Origin of the sequence: Chthonomonas sp. (genome assembly GCA_016788425.1) — a bacterium.
In the GTDB taxonomy this organism is placed as follows: Bacteria; Armatimonadota; Fimbriimonadia; order Fimbriimonadales; family Fimbriimonadaceae; genus JAEURQ01.
On record JAEURQ010000003.1, the window covers coordinates 248,191 to 268,158 of the forward strand.

A 19,968-nucleotide genomic window follows, 5' to 3' on the forward strand; every position below is an offset into this window, starting at 1 on the left:
ACAGTATACCGCCTGACGCGGAGGGCGCTAGTCCCCCACCGCGTCAAAGCTCGTCGCCAAAATCGTGTAATCCGCGATGTCCACAATCCCGTCGCCGTTCAGGTCCGAATCCTGCGGGGCGATGCCGTTGCCGTCCGGCGTCAGCCAGTTCGGGGCCGAACTATCCAGGTCGAAGGCGGCGGCGAGGTACGAATAGTCCGCGATGTCCACAATGTTGTCGCCGTTCACGTCGCCGTTCTGCAGCGCAAAGGTCAGCCCGCTCACGTTGCTGCTGGTGTCAATCGCCTGCTTTTCGGCGAGCCACGTGCGGCCTTTGATGCGCAGGTCGTACGCGCCCAGGTTCGCCGTGCCAAAGGCAAAACTCCCGCCTGCGCCGAGCGTCAGGTTCCCGGATTGCACCACCGTCGCCCCAGTCAGCAACTCATAGGCCACCTGCTTGCCGGTTTCGTCGGCCCAATCCAGCAGGTCCACGGTGCCCGAAACCGTGCTGCTCGCCTCGATCAGGTATCCCATGCGCACGTCGAGTTTCACGTCGCCCCACGTGCCGACATCGCCGGTGTTCAGGTCGCGCAAACGCACCTGCCAGGCGCCGTCTGGGTCCTCGTTCCAAAAGCCGTTGACGGTGAACTTCCAGTTCGAAATGTTCGCGCCCGAGTCGCCGCCAAAGTCGGTCAAAAACCGAATCTGTGTGCCCGCCGGGGAGGTGATCACGCCTTCCACGTCGCCGCGCCAGGGGTGGGTCACGTTCAAGGTCACCACCACGTCCTCCACCTTTTGCGAGGGGTGCTGCGAGGCGATGTTGATGTTCCGGAAAATGGCCGCGCCCGTGCCATCGGGCAGGGCCGTGTTCACCGAAATCGTGCCGCTGCTCACGGTCGCGGGCAGCCCGACGCCGCTATAGGCGCGCGCCAAATCCACCACACCCGAGGCATCGAGCAAGCCAAAACCGTAGTTCGGATTGAACTTCAAGCCCGCCGCGTTGGTCACCCAACCGCCGGTCAAGCTGGCGTCGGCGGCATCCACTTGCCGACTCGATCGCGCGATGAGGTGCTTGGCAAAGCGGGCGTCCAAGTTCGGGCGAATCTGCTTCGCCAAGGCCAAGGCTCCCGCCACTTGCGGGGCGGCGCCCGAAGTCCCGCCAAAGTTCGGGGTGTAGCTGGTGTTCGGGAATCCGTTGTAGCCCGGCGAACCGCTTCGGTCGGTCGTGAGCAGGCCAATGCTGCTCCCGGCGGTGGGGTTGCTCGGCACGCAGCAAATCAGGTTCGAGCCGAAATTCGAGTAGTCGGCGAAGACGCCGTTGTTGCCCATTGCTCCGACGACGATCGCGGAAGGCGTCCCGCGGTCGCTGGACTTGTTGGCGTCTTCCGCGCTCGTGCCACGATAGTTTCCGGCCGAACGCACGTGAATCGTGCCCGCCGCGCTTGAGGTTTCCAGGGCGTCGGCCAATACGGAGTAGTTCACAAACGGCAACGACACGCCGTAGGAATGATTCTTAATCTTGATCGCGGTATCCGCGCCACTGCTCTTAAAGAGCGTCGCGTCGGTCAACTGCGTGATCACGTTTCCGGCGCTAAAACTCACCCGGATCGCGCTGATGCTCGCAAGAGGAGCGACGCCCGTGACGCCAATGCCGTTGCCGCCGCGGGCGGCCATGACTCCGGCCACCGCCGTGCCGTGGTTCTCACTGCCGCTCGCGGAAGGATTGTTGTCGTTGTTCGCAAAGTCCCAGCTATTCGCCGAGAGGTAGTTCGGAAAAATGTCTTCGTGGCCGTTCTGAATGCCGTCGTCCACGATGCACGTGGTCACGCCGAGGCCGGTCACGTCATCGGCATAGGCATCGGCGACGTTGATGTCGCGACCCGCTTCAATCTGGTTCAGCAAGTGCCACTGGCCACGGTATCCGGCGCTCGGCGCATCTTTGGGGAAGTAAGGGTCGTCAATGACGATCTCGGGTTGAACCGGCACCGCCGGAACCACATACACGGCGGCCACCAAACGGTCCATGCGCAAGCCCATCAGAGCCGCATCGCGATCGGCGGCTGACCCAAACTCCATCACGCCCCAACCGGGCGAGCTGAGCAAGGCTCGGGTGCCGGGAATCGGTAGACCGGTCCGACTTCGCACGATCAGCGTGTTGGTCAGCGGAACCGGGGCGGTGTGAGCGCCAGCCTTGGTTTTGCGCGCGACGATATGCTGCGGGAGCTCATCCGCAAACGCGACTAGCCCGCAGGCCAGGAAAATTGCCGTGATCGAAAGCCTCATCAGTACCCTTTAATGATAATGCGAAAAGCTCGCCAGTTCGGAGGGCAAGCGGCCTTTCTGCAAAAACCTGGTACTCGCGCTCAGCGATTCGCGCTTCCGCCCGCCCCGCCGACCATAATCACCTGCCACAAAAGCTGGTGCGCGGCGGCAAACGAATCGCATTCGATTTCGACCGTGTAGCCGTCCAAGCGGCGCACACCAGGGATGCGGCTGGCGGCATCGGCTTCGTGCGTGAACTTGAATTCCAGCTTCGCTTCCACCGGTAGCTCGGGCGCCCAGGGGTCCATATCGCTGGCGCGCTCCACGCCTTCCCGGGCCGCCTGAAAAATCAGCTCCTCGCTTTGCGCGGGGTGCAGGCAGTCGGCCATAAAGCGGCCAATGCCGGTCTTCACCACCGCGCTGGCGGCCTTCGGGTTGATCTTCAGCAACTCATCGCACCCGGCTTGGTCGGAGCTAATCATCACAATCGGGACGTCGTAACAGCCCGCGAGCCCCGCGCTCAAGCCGATCTCGCCGGTCTTGCGGTCGTTGATCCAAAGCTGGTGAACGCTGTCGTTGAGGGTGTGCTCCATCACGGCGGCTTTCGTGCCCGCCATCGCGTGGTAGCCCACCAGCAGCGCGGCGGTGCATTCGCGATCCATGCCGCTCATCATGCCGGCGGTGCCGTTGCCGTAGCCTGAAATCAGGCTCACGCCGGGTTCCAGCTTGTCAATCAGCAAGTTCTTGCTGTTGTTGTGCGAGTCCTTCACCACCACCTCGGTGGCGCCTGCGGCAAACGCGCCGCGAATGGCGGCGTTCGTGTCGGCGGTCATGCGTTCGCGCGCAAACTGGTAGTCGTAAACTTCGGAGCGCGGGCCGCTGCATTGCCCCCAGGTCACCAGGCCCGTGATTCCTTCCATGTCCACGGAAATGAAGACTTTCATGGCTTCACGGTACCATGACAGGCATGGCTCTTTCCCGCGAACAACTGGCGCAGCGCGCCGCGCAAGAACTCCGTGACGGGTTCTATGTCAACCTCGGGATTGGCATTCCGACCCTGGTCGCAAACTACATTCCGGAGGGCATGGACGTGGTGCTGCAAAGCGAAAACGGCATGCTCGGCATGGGGCCGTTTCCATTTGTGGGCGAAGAAGACCCCGACCTGATCAACGCTGGCAAGCAGACCGTCACCGAGATTCCGGGGACGAGCTACTTTAGCAGCGCCGATTCGTTTGCCATGATCCGCGGCGGTCACGTGGACCTCACGATTCTTGGCGCGATGGAGGTGAGCGAGCAAGGCGATCTGGCCAACTGGATGATCCCGGGCAAGATGGTCAAGGGCATGGGCGGCGCGATGGACCTTGTCGCCGGAACCAAGAATGTCGTCGTGGTGATGGAGCACGCCAACAAAGCCGGTCAAAGCAAGGTGCTGCGCGAGTGCTCGCTGCCACTCACAGGCAAGGGATGCGTCAACCTCATCATCACCGATCTCGCCGTATTCGCTGTCACGCCCGAAGGTCTGGTGCTGCGCGAGCACGCCCCGGATGTAACCGTGGACGAGATCAAATCGAAGACCGAAGCGGTCTTTACTGTGGCCAGCGACCTCCGTCCGATCGCGGTCTAACCGCGACTCAATAAAAAAAGGCGAGTGACCCAGGTCACTCGCCTTAATCTGTTCTAACCGAACGTCAGTCCGCGAACGGATCGTATTCGTCGTCGCTGGGCGTTGGCGCTGCCGGAGTGACCGCGCGGGCCGGAGCCTTGTAGCCCGAGCCTTCGGCATCGCCGCCACCGCCGCCGCCGTTATCGTCGCGCGGACGGTCGAGGCCTTGCACGTTGTCGGCCACGATTTCCACCACCTCGCGGTTGGTGCCATCGCTGGCTTGGTACTTGCGCGATTGCAGGCGACCTTCCACGGCCACCATGCGGCCCTTGTTCAGGTAGTTCGACACGTACTCGGCCGTCTTCTCCCAGCAGGTACAGCGGAAGAAGTCTGCGTCGGGCGAACCGTCTTGCGGCTTAAATCGCTTGGTGACCGCAATGCTGAAATCACAAACGCTTTTGCCGCCGGAGGTCATCCGCAGCTCAGGGTCTCGTACTAGGCGACCGATCAGGACAACTCGGTTAATGCTCATGAGGTTCTCTCGTTAGGCCGTGGCCGCAGCTTCTTCGTCGCGAAGCAACACGATGTGACGAATCACTTCGTCGCTGTTGCGCATTTGGCGGCGAAGTTCCGCCGGAACCGTTGCTGCCGCATCAAAGTGCATGATCACGTAGTTGGCTTCCTTCAGGCCGGCCATTTCGTAGGCAAGCTTGCGCTTTTCCCACTTTTCGGCGCGCTCCACCGAGCCGCCTTGGCCTTCAACAATGCCCTTAAACTTCTCGGCAATCGCCTTGACTTCGCTGTCCGCCAACGCCGGACTCACCATGTATAGAACTTCGTACTTTCTGGTATCCACAATATGCTCCCTATGGTCTTGGCTAGGTTCCGAAACTCGCTCGGAACAGAGAGCCGCATAGGCCTTCAATGATACCCACTTCTTAAGTGGATAGACATCAGTATACATAAATCCGCGAAAAGTGTCAAGAATTTTTGGTTTTTTTCCAAACTTCTCCGGCCCGGCGAACCCAGCGGTACACTCTCAGCATGTCTTTGGATCGGGACACAATCCAACAATCCCTGCGCACTGCCCGCGAGTTTGGGCTGCGCGTGGTCAAGTTGCAAAGCGGCGACGATAAATTTCGCGCCGTGCTGAGCGCATCGGTGGAAGCGGACGAGCCCGAAACCGAAGAGTTTGCGGCGGTGTTTACCAACGAGCCCGACCCGATTAAAACAGTGTGCTCGCCCGTGGTCGGCTTTATGAAGGCGGCCAAAGTCAACCTCAAGGTTGGCGGCAAAGTCGAAGCCGGTCAGGTCATCGGCGAGGTGATGGCGCTCGGATTGGCCAACGATATCGTGTGCGATCACGCGGGCGAAATCACCGAAGTCCTGGCCAAAGATGGTGAGCCCCTGGAATATGGCGGCGGCGTCATCCGCGTGAAGGTGACGTCGTGAAGTTTCTGCTCCCCGCCCTTGCGTTGTTGCTCATTGGCTGCGATTCGGGCCTGGAGAACAAGCGCCTCGACCAAGAAGGCCATACCGTCGTCGGGCAGACGTTCGCCCGGGCCAAAGACGAAGTCTGCATGTCGAATCTGCGCTCGCTCCGGCAGTCGGTCGAGCTTTATCGCTCGCAATCGGAAGACAATGCGAACCCGCCCGTGCTGATCGGTCTGCCGGGTATTCCGGAAAGCATGACCAGCGACCCGATTGACCACAAGCCTTACGAATACAATCCCGCGACCGGCGAAGTCAAATGCAACCACCCGGGGCATAGCAAATACTGATGTTCAAGAAAGTTCTGATTGCCAACCGAGGCGAGATCGCCTGCCGAGTGATGCGCGCGTGCCGCGAGCTCGGCATCGAAACCATCGCCATCTATTCCAAGGCCGACAAAGATAGCCTGCACGTGCGCTTGGCCGATCGCGCCATTTGCGTGGGCGAGGGCAGCAACTCTGACTCGTATTTGAACCTCGCGAACGTGATGATGGCGGCGCAGATTAGCGGGGCCGAGGCGGTGCACCCGGGCTATGGCTACTTCAGCGAGCGCGCGAACTTTGCCGCCGCTCTGGAGGAAATGGGAATCAAGTTCATCGGGCCTGGCCCGAGCGCCATCGAAGCCATGGGCGACAAGGCGGCCGCCAAAAAGGCAGCGATCCTTGCCAAGTGTCCGGTTGTTCCGGGTTCGGAAGGGGCAGTGGATACCGACACCGAGGCAATGCGACTTGCCGACGAGATTGGTTACCCCGTGTTGCTCAAAGCGGTTGCCGGAGGCGGCGGACGTGGCATTCGCCGGGTGGATGACCCGAGCGAACTTCAGCGAATGTGGAAGCTAGCCCAATCCGAGGCTCAGGCGAGCTTTGGCAACGGCGACCTCATCGTCGAAAAGTGCGTGGTCGAGCCGCGACACGTGGAGATTCAGATTTTTGGCGACCAGCACGGCAACGTGATTCACCTTTGGGAGCGCGAATGCTCGGTGCAGAATCTTCGCCACCAAAAAATTGTCGAAGAAGCGCCGTGCGTGAGCCTCCCCGAAAAGACGCGCCGCGCGATGGGCGAGGCCGCCGTTCGCGTGGCCAAGCAGGTGGGCTACAGCAACGCCGGGACGGTCGAGTTTATCGTCGATCAGTCGGGCAAGTACTACTTCCTTGAGATGAACACCCGGCTGCAGGTGGAGCACCCCGTGACCGAAGAGATCACCGGTCTTGACCTTGTACGGCTACAACTCATGGTCGCCAACGGCGAAAAGCTGCCGCTCACCCAGCGCGACGTGTTGCTGGAAGGTCACAGCATCGAGGCGCGCATTACGGCCCAAGACCCCGACAAGGAGTTCGCGCCGAGCACGGGAAAAATCACCAAGTGGAATGCGCCGGGTGGACGCGGCGTTCGCATGGACACGCACGTGTACGCCGGATTCACGATCACCCCGTTTTACGATCCGATGATCGCCAAGCTCATTGTCACCGGTCGCACCCGCGACGAGGCGGTGCAGCGGCTGGCGGTTGCGCTTCACGAGTTTGACGTCGAAGGGATCGCCACCAACATCCCGTTCCTGCGCCGATTGGTCGCCCACCCGGATTACCGCAGCAACAACATCAGCACCGCGTTTGTTGGACGATTCCTCAACGAGGCTGTGCATGCCTGAGGATCGCGCGGAGTACGATTTTCCGCCGGTCAAGTCGCGCTTCGGGGCCCGCGAGGCCGTGTACTCGGCGCTGTTCGCGGCCGCCGGCATGGGGTGGCGCGCCAACCAGGTGCTCGACCTATTCCTCGCCGCAGAGGGCACAACGCCGGAAGCTCGCGAATATTGCACGACCTTGTTCAAGGGGGTTATCGAGGACTTCGACCTGATTGATAGCGTGATCACGCCCCACCTGGCGCGCGGATGGACGCTGGACCGCATCGCGATGACCGACTTGACGGCCCTGCGCATGGCGGTGTTTGAGCTCTACCACGTGCCCAGCATTCCGCCGCGAGTGACCATCAACGAGGCGGTGAACCTGGCCAAGCGATTTGGCACGCCCGAAAGCGGCAAGTTTGTGAACGGCGTGTTGGGCGCCATTTTGCCCAAGAGCCCCAAGGCCAACTGGACGCCGCCCGCGCCGGAGGAGGTTCCTGAGCCGACGTTGCCGGAAGTCGTGGCCGAGGACACCGCTCGAACCGAGGTGGAAGAATTCCACGAAGACGCCCCCGAGATCGTTGATCCGGCCGAACCGATCCTCAGCTGGTCTATAAAAGAAGTATAAGAATCGCGGGATTTAGCGCTTATTTTGCGGTCGTGTGATATAGATACTTGTGCTCAAAAGAGCACGGGAATCTTTATGAAGCGTATTGCGCAAATCTCTCTTGGCTTGTTGGTGGCGGCTGCAGCGTCAGCTCAGGTTAGTTTCACCGAAAACTTTGACTCTTATATCGCCGGTGACGAACTGGGGACACAAGGTGGCTGGCAGTCGGGAACGTTCAACGCCCAAGTTGATCCGATTTCCATCACCGACTTGTTCAGCGTCAGCCCAAACAACTCGGCCTACACCAATCTCTGGTTCCGTCCGGCGGCAACGGGCGCGTTCGCTTGGCAGTACATTGGCCACGACCCCTCCATGACGGACGGCAGCATGGACTTCTCCTACTCGTTTATGATCAGCGAAGACGGGTCGCGAAATGACACTGTGCTCGCGAACCTCAATCTGAACAAGGTCCTTGACGGGAGCGGATGGATGACTCTGCAGTTCCAATCGAGTGGTACCCCTGGTTACGACGACTCGCTGTGGATGATTGACACAGTCGGGAATTTCAGCTATGTTGGCAACACCGGTGGCAACCCAACTAACACTTGGCATAACGTGCGTGGTCGTTACAACTCGACGAACGGCAACTTGACCCTGTGGTTTAACGGCCAAATGTCATATCGCACCTACTTCTCTGACCCGGCGCGCGTTGGTTGGATGAACATGATGAGCTATGCGTTCGTTCCGAATGCGCTGCAAGAAACCGCGTTCGACGACATTTCGTTCAACAGCAAGCCCACGACAACCGTGGCCGGAACGGTGCAATTCCAAGGGATGACCGACACTCTTTATGATGGGTACATCTTCTGGATCCAGGCTTCCTTCTGGTCTGGCACGACCAAGGTGGACGAAGCCGCTGGCTACGTGGACATTGATGGCAACCTGACCATGGATTGCTCGCTGCCGGATGGCGTCTACACCGCCTACTTCGACGGCTGGTACGGTCTCCGACGCTCGGCGACGGTAACTGTCTTGGGTGGTAGCTGCTCGGTGAACCTCGTGCTCCCGAATGGCGACTGCGACTCAAGCGGCATCATCGACATCGCGGACTACACAATCATCGCATCGGCGTTTGACGCATTGGTGGACGATGGCACGGGTAACCCGACTCCGACCTGGAACTACGACGCCGATATCAACGGCGACGGCGTGATTGACATCGCCGACTACTCGCTTTTGGCGGGTAACTTCGACAGCGTCGATACGGACTATCCGTCCTAAGCCAAAACAGGGTCATCCAGAGAAAAGCGCGGGGTCTGACTTACAGACCCCGTGCTCGTTTGTCGTAAGCTAGGCTTACTTGCGGCGAGCCGCTTTGATGCGGTTCATCGCGCGACCGATTTCGGTCACCGCGGTTTCGCGATCCATGCCGCTTCCTTCCCCACGAAGCGCCTTTCGGGCTTCTTCGAGGTCGTTCTCGGCCTTGGCGAGATCAATTTCGCGCGCGTGTTGAGCGTCGTCGGCCAGGACGATCACCTTGTTGTTGCTGATCTCCATGAACCCGCCGCTCACCGCGACATATTCGCGCTGATCTTGGGTATTCCGATACTCCAGCACGCCGTTTTGCAGCGCGACGATCACCGGCACGTGACCCGGCTGAACGCCGAGATAGCCTTCGGTGCCCGGGGCAATGATGGATTTTACTTCTTCATTGACCACCGTGCAGTCGGGCGCGACTACGGAGAGCGTCATCATGCCTTAGGCCTCCTGCAGCTTCTTCGCCTTTTCGTAGACGTCGTCGAGGCCACCGCAGTAGAGGAATGCCTGCTCCGGAATGTCATCGAGGTTACCTTCGACGATCTCCTTGAACGAGCGGATCGTTTCTTCCAGCGTGACGTACTTGCCGGTGTTACCGGTGAACTGCTCGGCAACGAAGAACGGCTGGCTCATAAAGCGCTCGATGCGTCGAGCGCGGGCCACGGTCTGCTTGTCGTCGTCGGAAAGCTCGTCGATACCGAGAATCGCGATGATGTCTTGGAGTTCCTTGTAGCGTTGCAGCAGGGTTTGCACCTTGTTGGCCACCGCGTAGTGCTCTTCGCCCACGATGCGCGGGTCGAGGTTCTTCGAGGTCGAAGCCAACGGGTCAACCGCGGGGAACAGACCCTTCGAAGCAATCGAGCGCTCCAGGTAAATGTAAGCGTCAAGGTGCGAGAAGGTCGTGGCGGGCGCGGGGTCCGAGGGGTCGTCGGCGGGAACGTAAACCGCTTGCACCGAGGTGATAGAACCCTTGGTGGTCGAGGTGATGCGCTCTTGCAGGAAGCCCATTTCGGTGGCCAGCGTCGGCTGGTAACCCACGGCGCTCGGCATCCGGCCCAGCAGAGCCGAAACTTCCGAACCCGCTTGCACAAAGCGGAAAATGTTGTCAACGAAGATCAGAACGTCGCTGCCGACTTCATCGCGGAAGTATTCCGCCATGGTGAGTGCGGTCAGGGCAACGCGGAGACGGGCTCCGGGCGGCTCGTTCATTTGGCCAAAGACCATGGCCGTTTTGTCGATAACCGACTTCGTCGAACCGTCGTTATCGGTGAACTGAGCTTCCTTCATTTCCAGCCAAAGGTCGTTGCCTTCGCGGGTTCGCTCGCCCACGCCAGCAAACATAGCCACACCGGAAGCTTCAACCGCGATGTTGCGGATGAGTTCTTGAATCGTAACCGTCTTGCCGAGACCAGCACCACCAAAGAGTCCGATCTTTCCGCCCTTGTTGAACGGAACCAGCAGGTCAATGACCTTAAGGCCAGTGACGAGCAGCTCGACCTTTACGTTTTGTTGGTCGAACGTCGGCGGTTGGCGGTGAATCGGAAGTCGAGGAGCGGCGGCCACGGCCTTCGCCTTGGCGTCGCGGACTTCGGGGCTGTCGGCGTGCTCGCCGCTTTCCACGATGTCAATCGGCTTGCCGAGCAGGTTAAAGACGCGGCCCAGAGTCGCATCGCCCACCGGAACGGTGATCGGAGCGCCGGTATCGACGGCTTCGGCACCGCGGACAATCCCGTCGGTGGAGGCCATCGCGACGCATCGAACGATGTCGTCGCCAAGGTGCTGGGCTACTTCGACCACCAGATCAATGCCGCGCTTGGCGTCTTGAATTGTGATCGCGTTGTAGATCCCGGGCACGTTGTCGGTGTTGAAGCGGCAGTCCACGACTGGACCCAAAACTTGAATAACTTTGCCTACGTTGGCCATATGCTGGTCGATCCTCATTTTATGGGCGGCAGACGCACGCCCCACAGGCGGAAAGCATACCCCAAAACCCACTCAGCGGCAGCATTTGATTGTCGAGGCTGATGGACTCACTAGGATCGGCAAAGTTGGGACAGTATCTATCTTGCAACTGAACTTAAAGTTGGCCCATTTGCAGTGCAATAATTGCCCCATGCTACTTGCAGCTGCACTCTATTCAACAGGAATGTCCACGTTGGTCGCCCCGGCCCCGGCAATCCCCACTTACAACTTCAAGGATGGCGAAACCTGGACCTTTAAGGTCAAGGGCAAGGCCGAGATTCAGCCCTACGGCGTGGCCGGCCCGCTTACCGTGAAGTTCTCCAAGGGACCCAAGGGCTGGATGATGACCTTGAACCACAAGACCGAAATGGAAATGAACGGCGAAACCGGCCCGGGCCAAGAGATGACGGGCGTTTTCGGCGTTGACTCGCAGCTGATTCCCGACGGCTCGGGCGAGGGCGCGCTGATGTTCGGCGACCAACTCTTGGCCGCGCTCGCCATGCCGACCAAGGAAGAAGTAAAACTTCCGCTGCTCGGCGACGCCGTGACGTTCACCACGAAAGCCGTCGAAGAGAAGGAGTTCATCAAGGTCACCAGCCAGTGCAAGGGTCTTGTTGGCCAGCACGTGGTGGAGCGATGGATTGACGCTAAGACCAGCCGTCTGGTGAAGGCGAAGGTCGTCAGCACCATGGCCATCGGCAAGATCAACTACGAACTCTTGCCGGTCAAGTAAGGCCGCGCATATCGCGAACAAATTGGGCCGCCCCTTGGGGCGGCCCTTCTCCTTTCCGAACGAATGCGGTCCCTTACGGGGCCATGTCGACGAGCTTGCTGGGGTCCGATCCGCCCGTCCACTTGAGGGTCGCGCCAATGTCCTCGCGGCGCACGTCGGCGTAGTTTCCGCCCAGCATGTAGGAGTCGCCAAACGGGACGATGGTGCGGTGATGGCTGTACAGCAGCTCGTTGAGCGAGAACTTGATCTTGCCATCCTCCAGGACCGCTGCGTTGTGGCTCGCCTTGCCGTTCACCGAGTTAAACTCACCCGCAAAAGCCAGACGATTCTTGTCGGCGTGGACAAAGTAGGTTTCGTTGTCCGTCTTGGCGGCGAGGCTCCACTTGGAACCATCCCACTTGCCGATGCCTTGGCTACCGTCGATGGAGAATTGACCCGCCGCAAACAGATTCGTGCCGTCCGAAGCGAGCCATGCGACCCGATCGCTCAGGCCACCGTTGCCGACTTCGCTCCAGGTCTTGCCATCGTAGACGGCAACCTTGCTGATCGCGTCATCGCCAAACTCCTTGAAAATGCCACCGGCATAAAGTTGGCCCTTGTGCCAGCACAGAGTCATCACCGCGCGATCGAACTTGCCGCCGATGGCTTCCCACTTGGTGCCGCCCCACTTGGCCACGCCGCGCGTTTCGGTCGCGTTGTTGATCTTGGTGAAGTTTCCGCCGATGTAGATGCTCTTGCCGTCGGTGGCCAGCGCATAGATTTCGCGGTCCACGGCGGGCTTGCCCATGGCCGACCAAGCGGTGCCATCCCACTTCGCGATTCGGACGGCGTCAATGCCTTCCGATTCGCTGCTCTTGCCGGCGTACGAGAAGTCGCCCGCGACGAAGACCTTTCCGTTGAGTTCCAGGATGTCGTAGACCTTGCCGTCGACGCCCTTGCCAAGACCCGACCACGCCGTGCCGTCCCAGACCGCGACGTTGTTGACGAGCTTGCGGTTGGCCCGCTCGAAGCGGCCACCGACATAGACCTTGTTGTTGAACACGCGCATGACCGTGACTTCGCCGGCCTTGTCGATGCCGCCGGTGGCCACGGTCAGGCCGCCCATGCTGAGCATCGCGCTGCCGAATGAGATCGCTGAAGAAATTGCAGTAACCATAAGTTGAAGTGCCCCCTTTTTCGAAAGTTGCAGGCAGAGTATTCCATCAAAATTGTATAAGAGTGTCCTATTTTTGAACTTAATACTGACATAGGGACTGTCCCAACACGGTTTCGCTGGCTATACTGGCGGTATGCGTTCGGAAGAGTTTCGCGAGAAAGTTGAACAGTTGGGTTACGGGGTGCTCGGCCAGCGCCTGTTTCGCGCCCGCACCTATCACGACCTTTCGGTGCGCGACCTGGCCGACCGCGCGCAGGTGAGCAAGAACACGATCACGCGCATCGAAAAGGGCCTGCCGGTGCACATCGAAACGCTGCGCATTTTGGCCCGGGCTCTGAAGCTCAAGCCGGAGAACCTGGTGGCGGCCGAGTTCGACGTCGGCAACACGGTGAGCGTGGCGCGCACGACCACCGGTCGCTGGTTCGACCTGGCGACCTACACGGGTTCGATGCCGACGAGTCCCGAACTGTCCGCTGATCCCGACCAGTGGGCCAGCGACGCGCAGCCATTCTCGCCGTTGGCGAGTCGCGACATCGAGGGCCGCTTCAACCCCAACCTAATTGTGCTGCGCGCACCGACCGAGCGGCGCTCGCACCGCGGCGAGGAGTTTGCCTATGTGCTCACCGGACGGTTGCGGGTGGTGTTCGACGATCGCGCGGTCGAACTTGAGGCGGGCGACAGCATTTACTTTTGGGCCGCGGAGAGTCATCGCTACGAGCCAATATCGGAGGACGTGAAGCTGCTCTCGATCGTGCTCGACCCGGTTCCGACCAGTACCCGCGGGCTACGATTTGCTCGAAACTAGCACTCGCCGGAACCGAGTCCGGTATCGTAGAGTAAAGAGGACGTCATGAATACTTTTAAGCTGATCACCAGCGCGGTTGCCGCGCTCTCCATTTCGGCCGCGTTTGCGCAAGGCGCAACTGCCGCTCAACCCAAGGCCCCGGCTCTGAAGGAAGGCGCCAAAGCCCCCGCTCTTGCCGTCGCCAAGTGGGTCAAAGGCAAGCCCGTGCCCAAGTTCGAAAAGGGCAAGATTTACGTCGTGGAGTTCTGGGCGACCTGGTGCGGCCCGTGCAAAACCAGCATCCCGCACATCACCGAAATGGCCAAGAAGTACGCCGGCAAGGTGAGCTTCAACGGCATCAGCGTTTGGGAGAACAAGCGCGACAACAAGGACACGAGCTACTACGCCACGGTCGAAAAGTTTGTCAAGGACATGGGCACGAAGATGAACTACAACATCGCCATCGACGGCCCGGCGGGCGCCGTGAGCGACGCCTGGATGAAGGCATCGGGCCAAAACGGAATCCCGACCGCGTTTATCGTCGGCAAGGACGGCACGATCGCCTGGATCGGTCACCCCATGGACGGCCTGGAAGAAACGCTCGACCAGATTATCGCCGGCAAGTTTGACCCCAAGGCCAACGCCAAGAAGCGCGCCGAAGCGGCCGCTCTTGAAGCCGAAATGGAGGCCGCGTTCAACGACCTGAGCCTCGCCATGGGCACGCAAGATTACGACAAGGTGTCGGACATCTACCGCAAGCTCTCGGCCAAGATGCCGACGGGCAAGGCTCAGATTTGCGCGAGCATCTACTCGGCGATTTGGGATCAAAACCGAGAAGAAGCGCTGAAGTTCGCCAAGAGTTTCCAAGCTGACTTTGACAAGGACGCGATGGCGCTCAACGAGGTCGCCTGGTCGATTGTTGAAGTCAACGACGCCACCAAGGAAGACTACATGTACGCCTGTTCGCTCGCCGAAAAGGCCGCCAAGATTCGCGACAAGGACTACGCGATCCTGGACACCTACGCTTACGCGCTCTTCCGCTGCGGCGACAAGGCGAAGGCGATTGAGGTTCAAACCAAGGCGGTGGAACTCGCCGACAAGGACGCCGCGGCCGACGCCGAGCTCAAGAAAGAGCTCAAGGAACGACTCGAACTCTTCAAGAAGAGCTAAGTCGCCGACGCAAAAACGCCCCCGAGCAATCGCTCGGGGGCTTTTTTGTTAGTTCGCTGCGCCCGCCGGAGTTGGCACGCGCCCTGGATAGCGCTCCAGCGCCACGCGAAGGCAACGAACCGCCTCGACGATCTTATCGCACTCCAGCACGTAGGCAATCCGCACCTCGTCTTTGCCGAGGCCGGGAGTGGCGTAGAACCCGCTGGCCGGAGCCAGCATCAGCGTCTGGCCGTCGAGCTCGAACGACTCCAGCAGCCACTGACAGAACTTGTCGCAGTCGTCAATCGGCAACCGCACCATGGCGTAAAACGCGCCATCAATCTTCGGCACCACCACGCCCGGGACGCTCGCCAATTCGCGAACTAGCACGTCGCGGCGGCGCGTGTATTCCTCGCGCATCGCGTCGAAGTGCGCCTGCGGAGTTTTGGTCGCGGCTTCCACACCGATCTGCTCCAGCAGCGGCGGCGAAAGTCGGGCCTGAGCGAAGCGGGCTGCGCCCGACATCACCTCGGCGTGGCGGGAGGCCAAAAACCCCACGCGCGCGCCACAAAGCGAGTAACGCTTGCTGACCGAATCCACCATGACCGCGTGATTCTCAAGACCTTCAAGCTGCAGCACACTGCGAATCGGCGCCCCCGTGTAATTGAACTCGCGGTACACCTCGTCGGCAATCAAAAAGAGGTCGTGCTTCAACACCAAATCGCGCAAGGCCATCAGCTGATCGTCGCTGTAAACCGTGCCCGTCGGGTTGCTCGGATTGCAGATCAAAATCGCTTTCGTGTTTGGCGTAATGCGGCGCTCAAACTCCTCGGCGCTCGGCAACGCGTAGTTGTCTTCAAGGCGCGTCGTAATCGGCACGATCTTTACGCCCGCCGGAACGGAGAATCCCAGATAGTTCGCGTAAAACGGCTCGGGCACAATCACCTCGTCGCCCGGATTGCACGTGCACATCATGGCGAAGAGCACGGCTTCGGAACCCGCGGTGGTGACGAGCAGTTCGCTGTCGCTTAGCTCTATGCCGATCGAGGCATAGAACTCGCGCATGGCCGCGCGGAGGCCAGGTGTGCCCTGCGAGTGCGTGTAGTCCACAATCCGCCCGTGCACGGCTTTGACGCCGTCCCAAAACTCGGTCGGCGCCATCACGTCGGGTTGCCCGATGTTGAGGTGAAAAATCTTTGTTCCACGCGCTTTGGCCGCGTCCGCGTAGGGCATCAACTTGCGGATCGGGCTCGGCGGCATCGTGTCCGCGCGAAGGCTGGATTTAGGCATCGCCGTGTCGCTTCTCCTGAATTCGGGCTGCGCGCTCCCAGCGCTCAACGGCGCGCACGTCTTGGCGACGGCGATCAATCGCTTGGTCCACCTTCATGGTCAATAGCTCGAACACGTCCACGCCAGGCGAGTTCTTTTCGACGTAATCAAAGGCTCCCCGCCGCATACATTCCACGGCGTTGGCGACGTTGCCGTAAGCGGTCATTACGATGACCTCGGCGAAGAGGTCGCGGGCGAAAGCCGCGTTGAGCACGTGTAGGCCCGCTTCGGGATCCTCGATGCTCATGTCGGTGACAATCGCGTCGAATGGGTCCTTGGAATCCTGAATCTTGGTGATCCCTTCGGCGGCCGTGGATGCGGCATCCACTTCGTAGCCTTGCCGCTCCATGCGGCGCTTCACCGCGTTCAAAACCGCGTCTTCGTCATCGATCACAAGGATTCGGGGCATACGGGCCAAGTATACGCGAAACCCCTAGTCCTTAACGAAACCGAACGAGTTCGCGCGAGGCGATGAGATGCTCGGGATTGATGGTCACCGCGGTCGTAAAACTCTTCTTGGCTCGGTCGAGTTCGCCCAGGCGGCGATACGCGACGCCAAGCAGCGCGTGCGCATCGGCGAAGTTCGGATTGATCTCGATCGCCTTTTCGAATTCGCTAGCGGCGCGGCCCACCTGGTTGAGTTCTAGCAGGCACTGACCGTACTTCATGCGGACATCGGCATACTGCGGCTGAAGCTCGAGCGCCCGCTCATATTCGGCGCTCGCCAACTCGTGCTGATTCTTACCGGCGAACTGGTCGCCCAGCCGAATGTAGGTCTTCACGTCGTTGTGCTCCAGTTGCAGCAAAACGTGGAAGTGCGCCAGCGCCGTACCCCGGTCGCCCAACTCAAAGTTGCGTTGGCCGGCCAAAAACCGGTCGCCGCCGAACAGCGGGTCAAGCGTCGCCGCGTGCTGCATGGCCAGCAAGCCAATCTCGGCGTCGCCGTGCTCAAACTGCATGAGTCCGGAGAAGAACACCGCGCGCGGATACTTGGGGTTGAGCCGCAACGACTCGGAAATTTGTTGCTTCGACCCGTTCACATCGCCCACCAGATACAGCGCATGCGCCAAATGCAGCCGGACATCGGGGAAGCTCGGGTGCAGGGAGACCGCTTCGGTGAGGTAGGTCACGGCGTCGCCTGCTTCTTCACGGCGCAGCGCGCGCAGCCCGGCGTTGGTGAGCGCCTCGGCCAAATAGAAGTGCGCTTGCCGGTGTAGGGTCGGGTTCTTTGCGGCCAACACGCGGCGCAAGGGGTCGATTGCTTCTTCGAAATTCCCCGCCGAATGCTCCCGTACGCCCGTATCGTAGTCGGGATTAATTCCGTAGCCAAACCACTTTTGAAGTGACATTGTTTTCCTCAGTTTGAATTATTGGCTAAAATCGTCTCGTCACTACTGTAGGAAAGCGTGAGAAAGGGTGAGGGGACTTTTGACCATAAGGGAAGTGGCCCTCCTTGGCCATTCGCCCGCCACTCCTTTGGCCTGTAGAAGTGACGCCAAGGGGCGGGGAATGGATGCGGGGCTTATACACAGATTTTCCACCAAAGGGTTGACATGGGCGTAAACAAGATTTTTCAAGAGCAGCGACGTCTGCGGTTCTTCGTGCTGGGCGGGATCCTCTCGATGGTGCTTTCCGTGCCGATGTTCTTTGCCGGTGGACTGGTCTCGGCCGGCGCTTATGCCAGTGGGGCGTCCAACAATATCGCCGGCGTGTGGCTGTCGGTGATCATGTTTCTGGGCGGGGCCGTGGCCCTGGGTTACGGGCTCGTGAAAGGTCTGGCGTACCGCGACGGCGTCAAAGCAAACGCGCCGCAAGGCGTCATCAACGACGCGTACATCATCGGGCGTTACGTGCTCAACATGCAAAACGACATCGTTGACGAAGGCTATCTGCTCGACGATCTGCAGTACAAGTACATGGTGCGCGTCGCCATGCCCGATGGCCGCCGCCTTGAAATGCAGACCGCCGAACAGGTGTACTTCACCGTTCCGGAGAACGGTACCGGCCGCATTTATCACCAGGGAACGTGGATCACGCGGTTCGAATTCATCCCGGTGGTCGAACGCCCGTATCACGCGCCGCGACTCTAACCTGAGCGGTCGGTAAACTAGGGCTGGTTTGTTACGCGACCTCCTCGCTCAAAAAGTCAATGTTGCCCTTCACGCGGTTCGCTCCGACGTGGCGTGGCCGGTCGCGGAAATCCAGGATTCCAAGGCGCCCGAGTTTGGCGACTACACGACCAACATCGCGATGATCGCCAGCAAGCTCGCGGCCAGTAACCCGCGCGCGCTCGGCGAGGCCCTGGTGGCGCAGCTGCAAGGCATGAGCGGAATCACGCGCGCCGAAGTTGCCGGGCCGGGATTCGTCAACCTTTGGGTCGAACCCAGCCTCATCGCCGCGCAGGTCGGCGAGGTGCTCACGCAGGGCGATTCTTTTGGTTCGCTTCAAGCGGCTGACCCTCAGCGCATCAATGTCGAATTCGTGTCGGTAAACCCGAACGGACCCATCACCATCGGCTCGGGTCGCGGCGCGGCCTATGGCTCGGCGCTGTGCAATGTGCTGGAGGCGGCGGGCCACCAAGTTCACCGCGAGTACTACATCAACGACGGCGTGAACTCGGAGCAAATGCGCCTCTTCGCCGAGAGCGTCCGCAGCATGGTCGAAGGCACGCCCTTCCCCGAGAACGGATATCGCGGCGACTACGTGCAAGAGGTGGCGGCCAAGCTCAAACCGGGCATGGATTACCGCACGGAAAGCGAGGCGCTGATGATCCATGCGCAACGAACCGCGCTCAGCGCGTTTGGAGTGGAATTCGACACCTGGTTCAGCGAGCAAAGCCTGCACGAAGCGGGCCGCGTCGCCGAGGAAATTGACCACCTGCAAGCCAGTGGCGTCGCCGACGAAAACCCGACTCGCGCCAAGCTCAAGCTGGCCAAGGGCGGCAAAATCGAGGATGTCGAGATCGAGGCGCAAGTCAACGATGCCGACGACGCCGAAGGTGGCGGCGCGACGCTTTGGCTCCGCTCGACCAAGTTTGGCGATGACCAAGATCGCGTGCTGCGGCGTCGCGATGGCCGCCTGACCTACATTTCCAGCGATGTCGCTTATCACAAGGACAAGTTCAACCGACCCGCCAACGCGCATCGGCTGATCACGATCTTGGGGCCAGATCACCATGGTTACATCGGGCGCTTGCAGTCGGTGGTGGCGGCGATGCTCGTTGCCGAGGGTGAAGTGCCTCAGCCTGAACCGGGCGCGGAACTCAGCGAGGTCGAAGCCAAGCTTTACCGATCGGTCGCCGAGCGCGACCTTTGTGTGGCCGCGCTGGCCCTGGCCAAGCAACGCCTGGAAGTGCAGATTTACCAGCTGGTCCGGTTCCTGAAGGACGGTCAACCCGCGCCGATGCGCAAACGCGACGGCAACATTTTCGCGCTGATTGACCTGATGCGCGAGATCGGGACGCACCTTAAGCCGGCGGCGAGCGAGGACGAGCAGCTGGGGGTCGGGCGCGATGTCGCGCGCTTCTTCTATCTCATGCGCTCGCACGATACGACGTTTGACTTTGACCTCGATTTGGCGCAGCGCGAGTCTGATGAGAACCCGGTGTTCTATGTCCAATACGCGCATGCCCGCATCTGTTCGGTTATCGCCAAGGCCGCGGAGCAAGGGTTCACGCCCGATGCCGCTCAGACTGTCGCTCTGAGCGATCCGCGCGAGCTCACGCTGATCAAAAAGGTGGTGGACCTGCCGTTCGAGGTGGGGCGATCGGCCCAAGATTACGGCGTGCACCGGCTGACCACCTACGCCATGGAACTGGCTCGCAGCTACCACGCGTTTTACGATGGGTGCCGCGTGATTCAAGCCGACCAACCGACCCTCACCGCCGCCCGATTGGCGCTTTGCGAAGCGGCCGCCCTCAGTTTGCGACGAAGTTTGGCCATCCTCGGCATTTCCGCGCCGGAACGCATGTAGCCG

Annotated in this window: 21 protein-coding genes; 11 read left to right on the plus strand and 10 right to left on the minus strand. The window is 60.4% G+C overall.

Features of this window, described 5'->3' with window-relative positions; all coding sequences use genetic code 11:
• Positions 1-27: 27 nt before the first annotated feature.
• Entirely contained in the window at positions 28-2,262 is a 2,235-nt protein-coding gene (locus JNJ45_08475; protein ID MBL8048702.1) for a S8 family serine peptidase, read from the minus strand.
• 80 nt (positions 2,263-2,342) lie between these two features.
• A complete protein-coding gene (locus tag JNJ45_08480; protein ID MBL8048703.1) occupies positions 2,343-3,185 on the minus strand; it encodes a M55 family metallopeptidase in 843 nt (280 codons plus the stop codon).
• A gap of 14 nt (positions 3,186-3,199) precedes the next feature.
• Here JNJ45_08480 and JNJ45_08485 point away from each other — a divergent pair, with 14 nt between their 5' ends.
• Entirely contained in the window at positions 3,200-3,865 is a 666-nt protein-coding gene (locus tag JNJ45_08485; protein MBL8048704.1) for a CoA transferase subunit B, read from the plus strand.
• A gap of 64 nt (positions 3,866-3,929) precedes the next feature.
• On the opposite strand, the gene JNJ45_08490 is transcribed toward JNJ45_08485, so the two are convergent.
• Complete coding sequence (locus JNJ45_08490; protein ID MBL8048705.1) at positions 3,930-4,376, minus strand: single-stranded DNA-binding protein; 447 nt, start codon at positions 4,374-4,376, stop codon at positions 3,930-3,932.
• A 12-nt stretch (positions 4,377-4,388) separates the two neighbouring features.
• Entirely contained in the window at positions 4,389-4,700 is a 312-nt protein-coding gene (rpsF, locus tag JNJ45_08495; GenBank protein MBL8048706.1) for a 30S ribosomal protein S6, read from the minus strand.
• 188 nt (positions 4,701-4,888) lie between these two features.
• Between rpsF and JNJ45_08500 the strand changes: the two genes are divergently transcribed.
• The 5 genes from JNJ45_08500 (at position 4,889) to JNJ45_08520 (ending at position 8,844) form a co-directional block, all read left to right on the plus strand.
• A complete protein-coding gene (locus tag JNJ45_08500; GenBank protein ID MBL8048707.1) occupies positions 4,889-5,296 on the plus strand; it encodes a hypothetical protein in 408 nt (135 codons plus the stop codon).
• Positions 5,293-5,625, plus strand: coding sequence for a hypothetical protein (locus JNJ45_08505; GenBank protein ID MBL8048708.1), 333 nt, complete (start codon positions 5,293-5,295; stop codon positions 5,623-5,625). Before JNJ45_08500 ends, JNJ45_08505 begins: the two co-directional genes overlap by 4 nt.
• Positions 5,625-6,983, plus strand: coding sequence for an acetyl-CoA carboxylase biotin carboxylase subunit (accC, locus tag JNJ45_08510; protein ID MBL8048709.1), 1,359 nt, complete (start codon positions 5,625-5,627; stop codon positions 6,981-6,983). Before JNJ45_08505 ends, accC begins: the two co-directional genes overlap by 1 nt.
• Positions 6,976-7,584 carry a transcription antitermination factor NusB gene (nusB, locus tag JNJ45_08515; protein ID MBL8048710.1) on the plus strand — a complete coding sequence of 203 codons (609 nt, stop codon included), beginning with the start codon at positions 6,976-6,978 and terminating at the stop codon, positions 7,582-7,584. The genes accC and nusB overlap by 8 nt, the downstream gene beginning before the upstream one ends.
• Positions 7,585-7,659: 75 nt before the next feature.
• Complete coding sequence (locus tag JNJ45_08520; protein ID MBL8048711.1) at positions 7,660-8,844, plus strand: dockerin type I repeat-containing protein; 1,185 nt, start codon at positions 7,660-7,662, stop codon at positions 8,842-8,844.
• A 75-nt stretch (positions 8,845-8,919) separates the two neighbouring features.
• On the opposite strand, the gene atpC is transcribed toward JNJ45_08520, so the two are convergent.
• On the minus strand, positions 8,920-9,318 hold the full coding sequence (gene atpC, locus JNJ45_08525; GenBank protein MBL8048712.1) for an ATP synthase F1 subunit epsilon: 399 nt from the start codon (positions 9,316-9,318) through the stop codon (positions 8,920-8,922).
• A gap of 3 nt (positions 9,319-9,321) precedes the next feature.
• Positions 9,322-10,803, minus strand: a complete 1,482-nt coding sequence (atpD, locus tag JNJ45_08530) for a F0F1 ATP synthase subunit beta (protein ID MBL8048713.1) — start codon at positions 10,801-10,803, stop codon at positions 9,322-9,324.
• A 190-nt stretch (positions 10,804-10,993) separates the two neighbouring features.
• On the opposite strand from atpD, the gene JNJ45_08535 reads away from it, so the two are divergent.
• The gene (locus JNJ45_08535) at positions 10,994-11,575 is read left to right on the plus strand and encodes a hypothetical protein (protein ID MBL8048714.1); all 582 of its coding nucleotides are present in this window, start codon (positions 10,994-10,996) and stop codon (positions 11,573-11,575) included.
• A 73-nt stretch (positions 11,576-11,648) separates the two neighbouring features.
• Here JNJ45_08535 and JNJ45_08540 read toward each other — a convergent pair whose 3' ends face one another.
• Positions 11,649-12,731, minus strand: a complete 1,083-nt coding sequence (locus tag JNJ45_08540; protein MBL8048715.1) for a hypothetical protein — start codon at positions 12,729-12,731, stop codon at positions 11,649-11,651.
• A 133-nt stretch (positions 12,732-12,864) separates the two neighbouring features.
• Here JNJ45_08540 and JNJ45_08545 point away from each other — a divergent pair, with 133 nt between their 5' ends.
• Both JNJ45_08545 and JNJ45_08550 read left to right on the plus strand, forming a co-directional pair.
• Entirely contained in the window at positions 12,865-13,536 is a 672-nt protein-coding gene (locus JNJ45_08545) for a helix-turn-helix transcriptional regulator (protein MBL8048716.1), read from the plus strand.
• A 45-nt stretch (positions 13,537-13,581) separates the two neighbouring features.
• Positions 13,582-14,685 (plus strand): redoxin domain-containing protein, encoded by a 1,104-nt coding sequence (locus tag JNJ45_08550; GenBank protein MBL8048717.1) that lies wholly within the window; start codon positions 13,582-13,584, stop codon positions 14,683-14,685.
• A 48-nt stretch (positions 14,686-14,733) separates the two neighbouring features.
• Here the strand turns inward: JNJ45_08550 and JNJ45_08555 are convergent, their stop codons facing one another.
• The 3 genes from JNJ45_08555 to JNJ45_08565 are packed head-to-tail and all read right to left on the minus strand — an operon-like array spanning position 14,734 to position 17,342.
• Positions 14,734-15,954 (minus strand): pyridoxal phosphate-dependent aminotransferase, encoded by a 1,221-nt coding sequence (locus JNJ45_08555; GenBank protein MBL8048718.1) that lies wholly within the window; start codon positions 15,952-15,954, stop codon positions 14,734-14,736.
• Complete coding sequence (locus tag JNJ45_08560; GenBank protein ID MBL8048719.1) at positions 15,947-16,402, minus strand: response regulator; 456 nt, start codon at positions 16,400-16,402, stop codon at positions 15,947-15,949. Before JNJ45_08560 ends, JNJ45_08555 begins: the two co-directional genes overlap by 8 nt.
• Before the next feature lie 31 nt (positions 16,403-16,433).
• Complete coding sequence (locus tag JNJ45_08565) at positions 16,434-17,342, minus strand: tetratricopeptide repeat protein (protein MBL8048720.1); 909 nt, start codon at positions 17,340-17,342, stop codon at positions 16,434-16,436.
• Positions 17,343-17,546: 204 nt separating this feature from the next.
• On the opposite strand from JNJ45_08565, the gene JNJ45_08570 reads away from it, so the two are divergent.
• Positions 17,547-18,083, plus strand: coding sequence for a hypothetical protein (locus tag JNJ45_08570; GenBank protein MBL8048721.1), 537 nt, complete (start codon positions 17,547-17,549; stop codon positions 18,081-18,083).
• A gap of 28 nt (positions 18,084-18,111) precedes the next feature.
• Positions 18,112-19,965: an arginine--tRNA ligase gene (locus JNJ45_08575; protein ID MBL8048722.1), complete on the plus strand. Its 1,854-nt coding sequence runs from the start codon at positions 18,112-18,114 to the stop codon at positions 19,963-19,965.
• The last annotated feature ends 3 nt before the right edge of the window (positions 19,966-19,968 follow it).

Coding starts and splice junctions, on each gene's coding strand:
- JNJ45_08535 (MBL8048714.1), top strand. CDS start 10,994: ATGCTACTTGCAGCTGCACTCTATTCAACAGGAATGTCCACGTTGGTC.
- JNJ45_08570 (MBL8048721.1), top strand. CDS start 17,547: ATGGGCGTAAACAAGATTTTTCAAGAGCAGCGACGTCTGCGGTTCTTC.
- JNJ45_08475 (MBL8048702.1), bottom strand. CDS start 2,262: ATGAGGCTTTCGATCACGGCAATTTTCCTGGCCTGCGGGCTAGTCGCG.
- accC (MBL8048709.1), top strand. CDS start 5,625: ATGTTCAAGAAAGTTCTGATTGCCAACCGAGGCGAGATCGCCTGCCGA.
- atpD (MBL8048713.1), bottom strand. CDS start 10,803: ATGGCCAACGTAGGCAAAGTTATTCAAGTTTTGGGTCCAGTCGTGGAC.
- JNJ45_08480 (MBL8048703.1), bottom strand. CDS start 3,185: ATGAAAGTCTTCATTTCCGTGGACATGGAAGGAATCACGGGCCTGGTG.
- JNJ45_08555 (MBL8048718.1), bottom strand. CDS start 15,954: ATGCCTAAATCCAGCCTTCGCGCGGACACGATGCCGCCGAGCCCGATC.
- atpC (MBL8048712.1), bottom strand. CDS start 9,318: ATGATGACGCTCTCCGTAGTCGCGCCCGACTGCACGGTGGTCAATGAA.
- JNJ45_08545 (MBL8048716.1), top strand. CDS start 12,865: ATGCGTTCGGAAGAGTTTCGCGAGAAAGTTGAACAGTTGGGTTACGGG.
- JNJ45_08550 (MBL8048717.1), top strand. CDS start 13,582: ATGAATACTTTTAAGCTGATCACCAGCGCGGTTGCCGCGCTCTCCATT.
- JNJ45_08485 (MBL8048704.1), top strand. CDS start 3,200: ATGACAGGCATGGCTCTTTCCCGCGAACAACTGGCGCAGCGCGCCGCG.
- JNJ45_08565 (MBL8048720.1), bottom strand. CDS start 17,342: ATGTCACTTCAAAAGTGGTTTGGCTACGGAATTAATCCCGACTACGAT.
- JNJ45_08490 (MBL8048705.1), bottom strand. CDS start 4,376: ATGAGCATTAACCGAGTTGTCCTGATCGGTCGCCTAGTACGAGACCCT.
- JNJ45_08500 (MBL8048707.1), top strand. CDS start 4,889: ATGTCTTTGGATCGGGACACAATCCAACAATCCCTGCGCACTGCCCGC.
- JNJ45_08540 (MBL8048715.1), bottom strand. CDS start 12,731: ATGGTTACTGCAATTTCTTCAGCGATCTCATTCGGCAGCGCGATGCTC.
- JNJ45_08520 (MBL8048711.1), top strand. CDS start 7,660: ATGAAGCGTATTGCGCAAATCTCTCTTGGCTTGTTGGTGGCGGCTGCA.
- JNJ45_08560 (MBL8048719.1), bottom strand. CDS start 16,402: ATGCCCCGAATCCTTGTGATCGATGACGAAGACGCGGTTTTGAACGCG.
- nusB (MBL8048710.1), top strand. CDS start 6,976: ATGCCTGAGGATCGCGCGGAGTACGATTTTCCGCCGGTCAAGTCGCGC.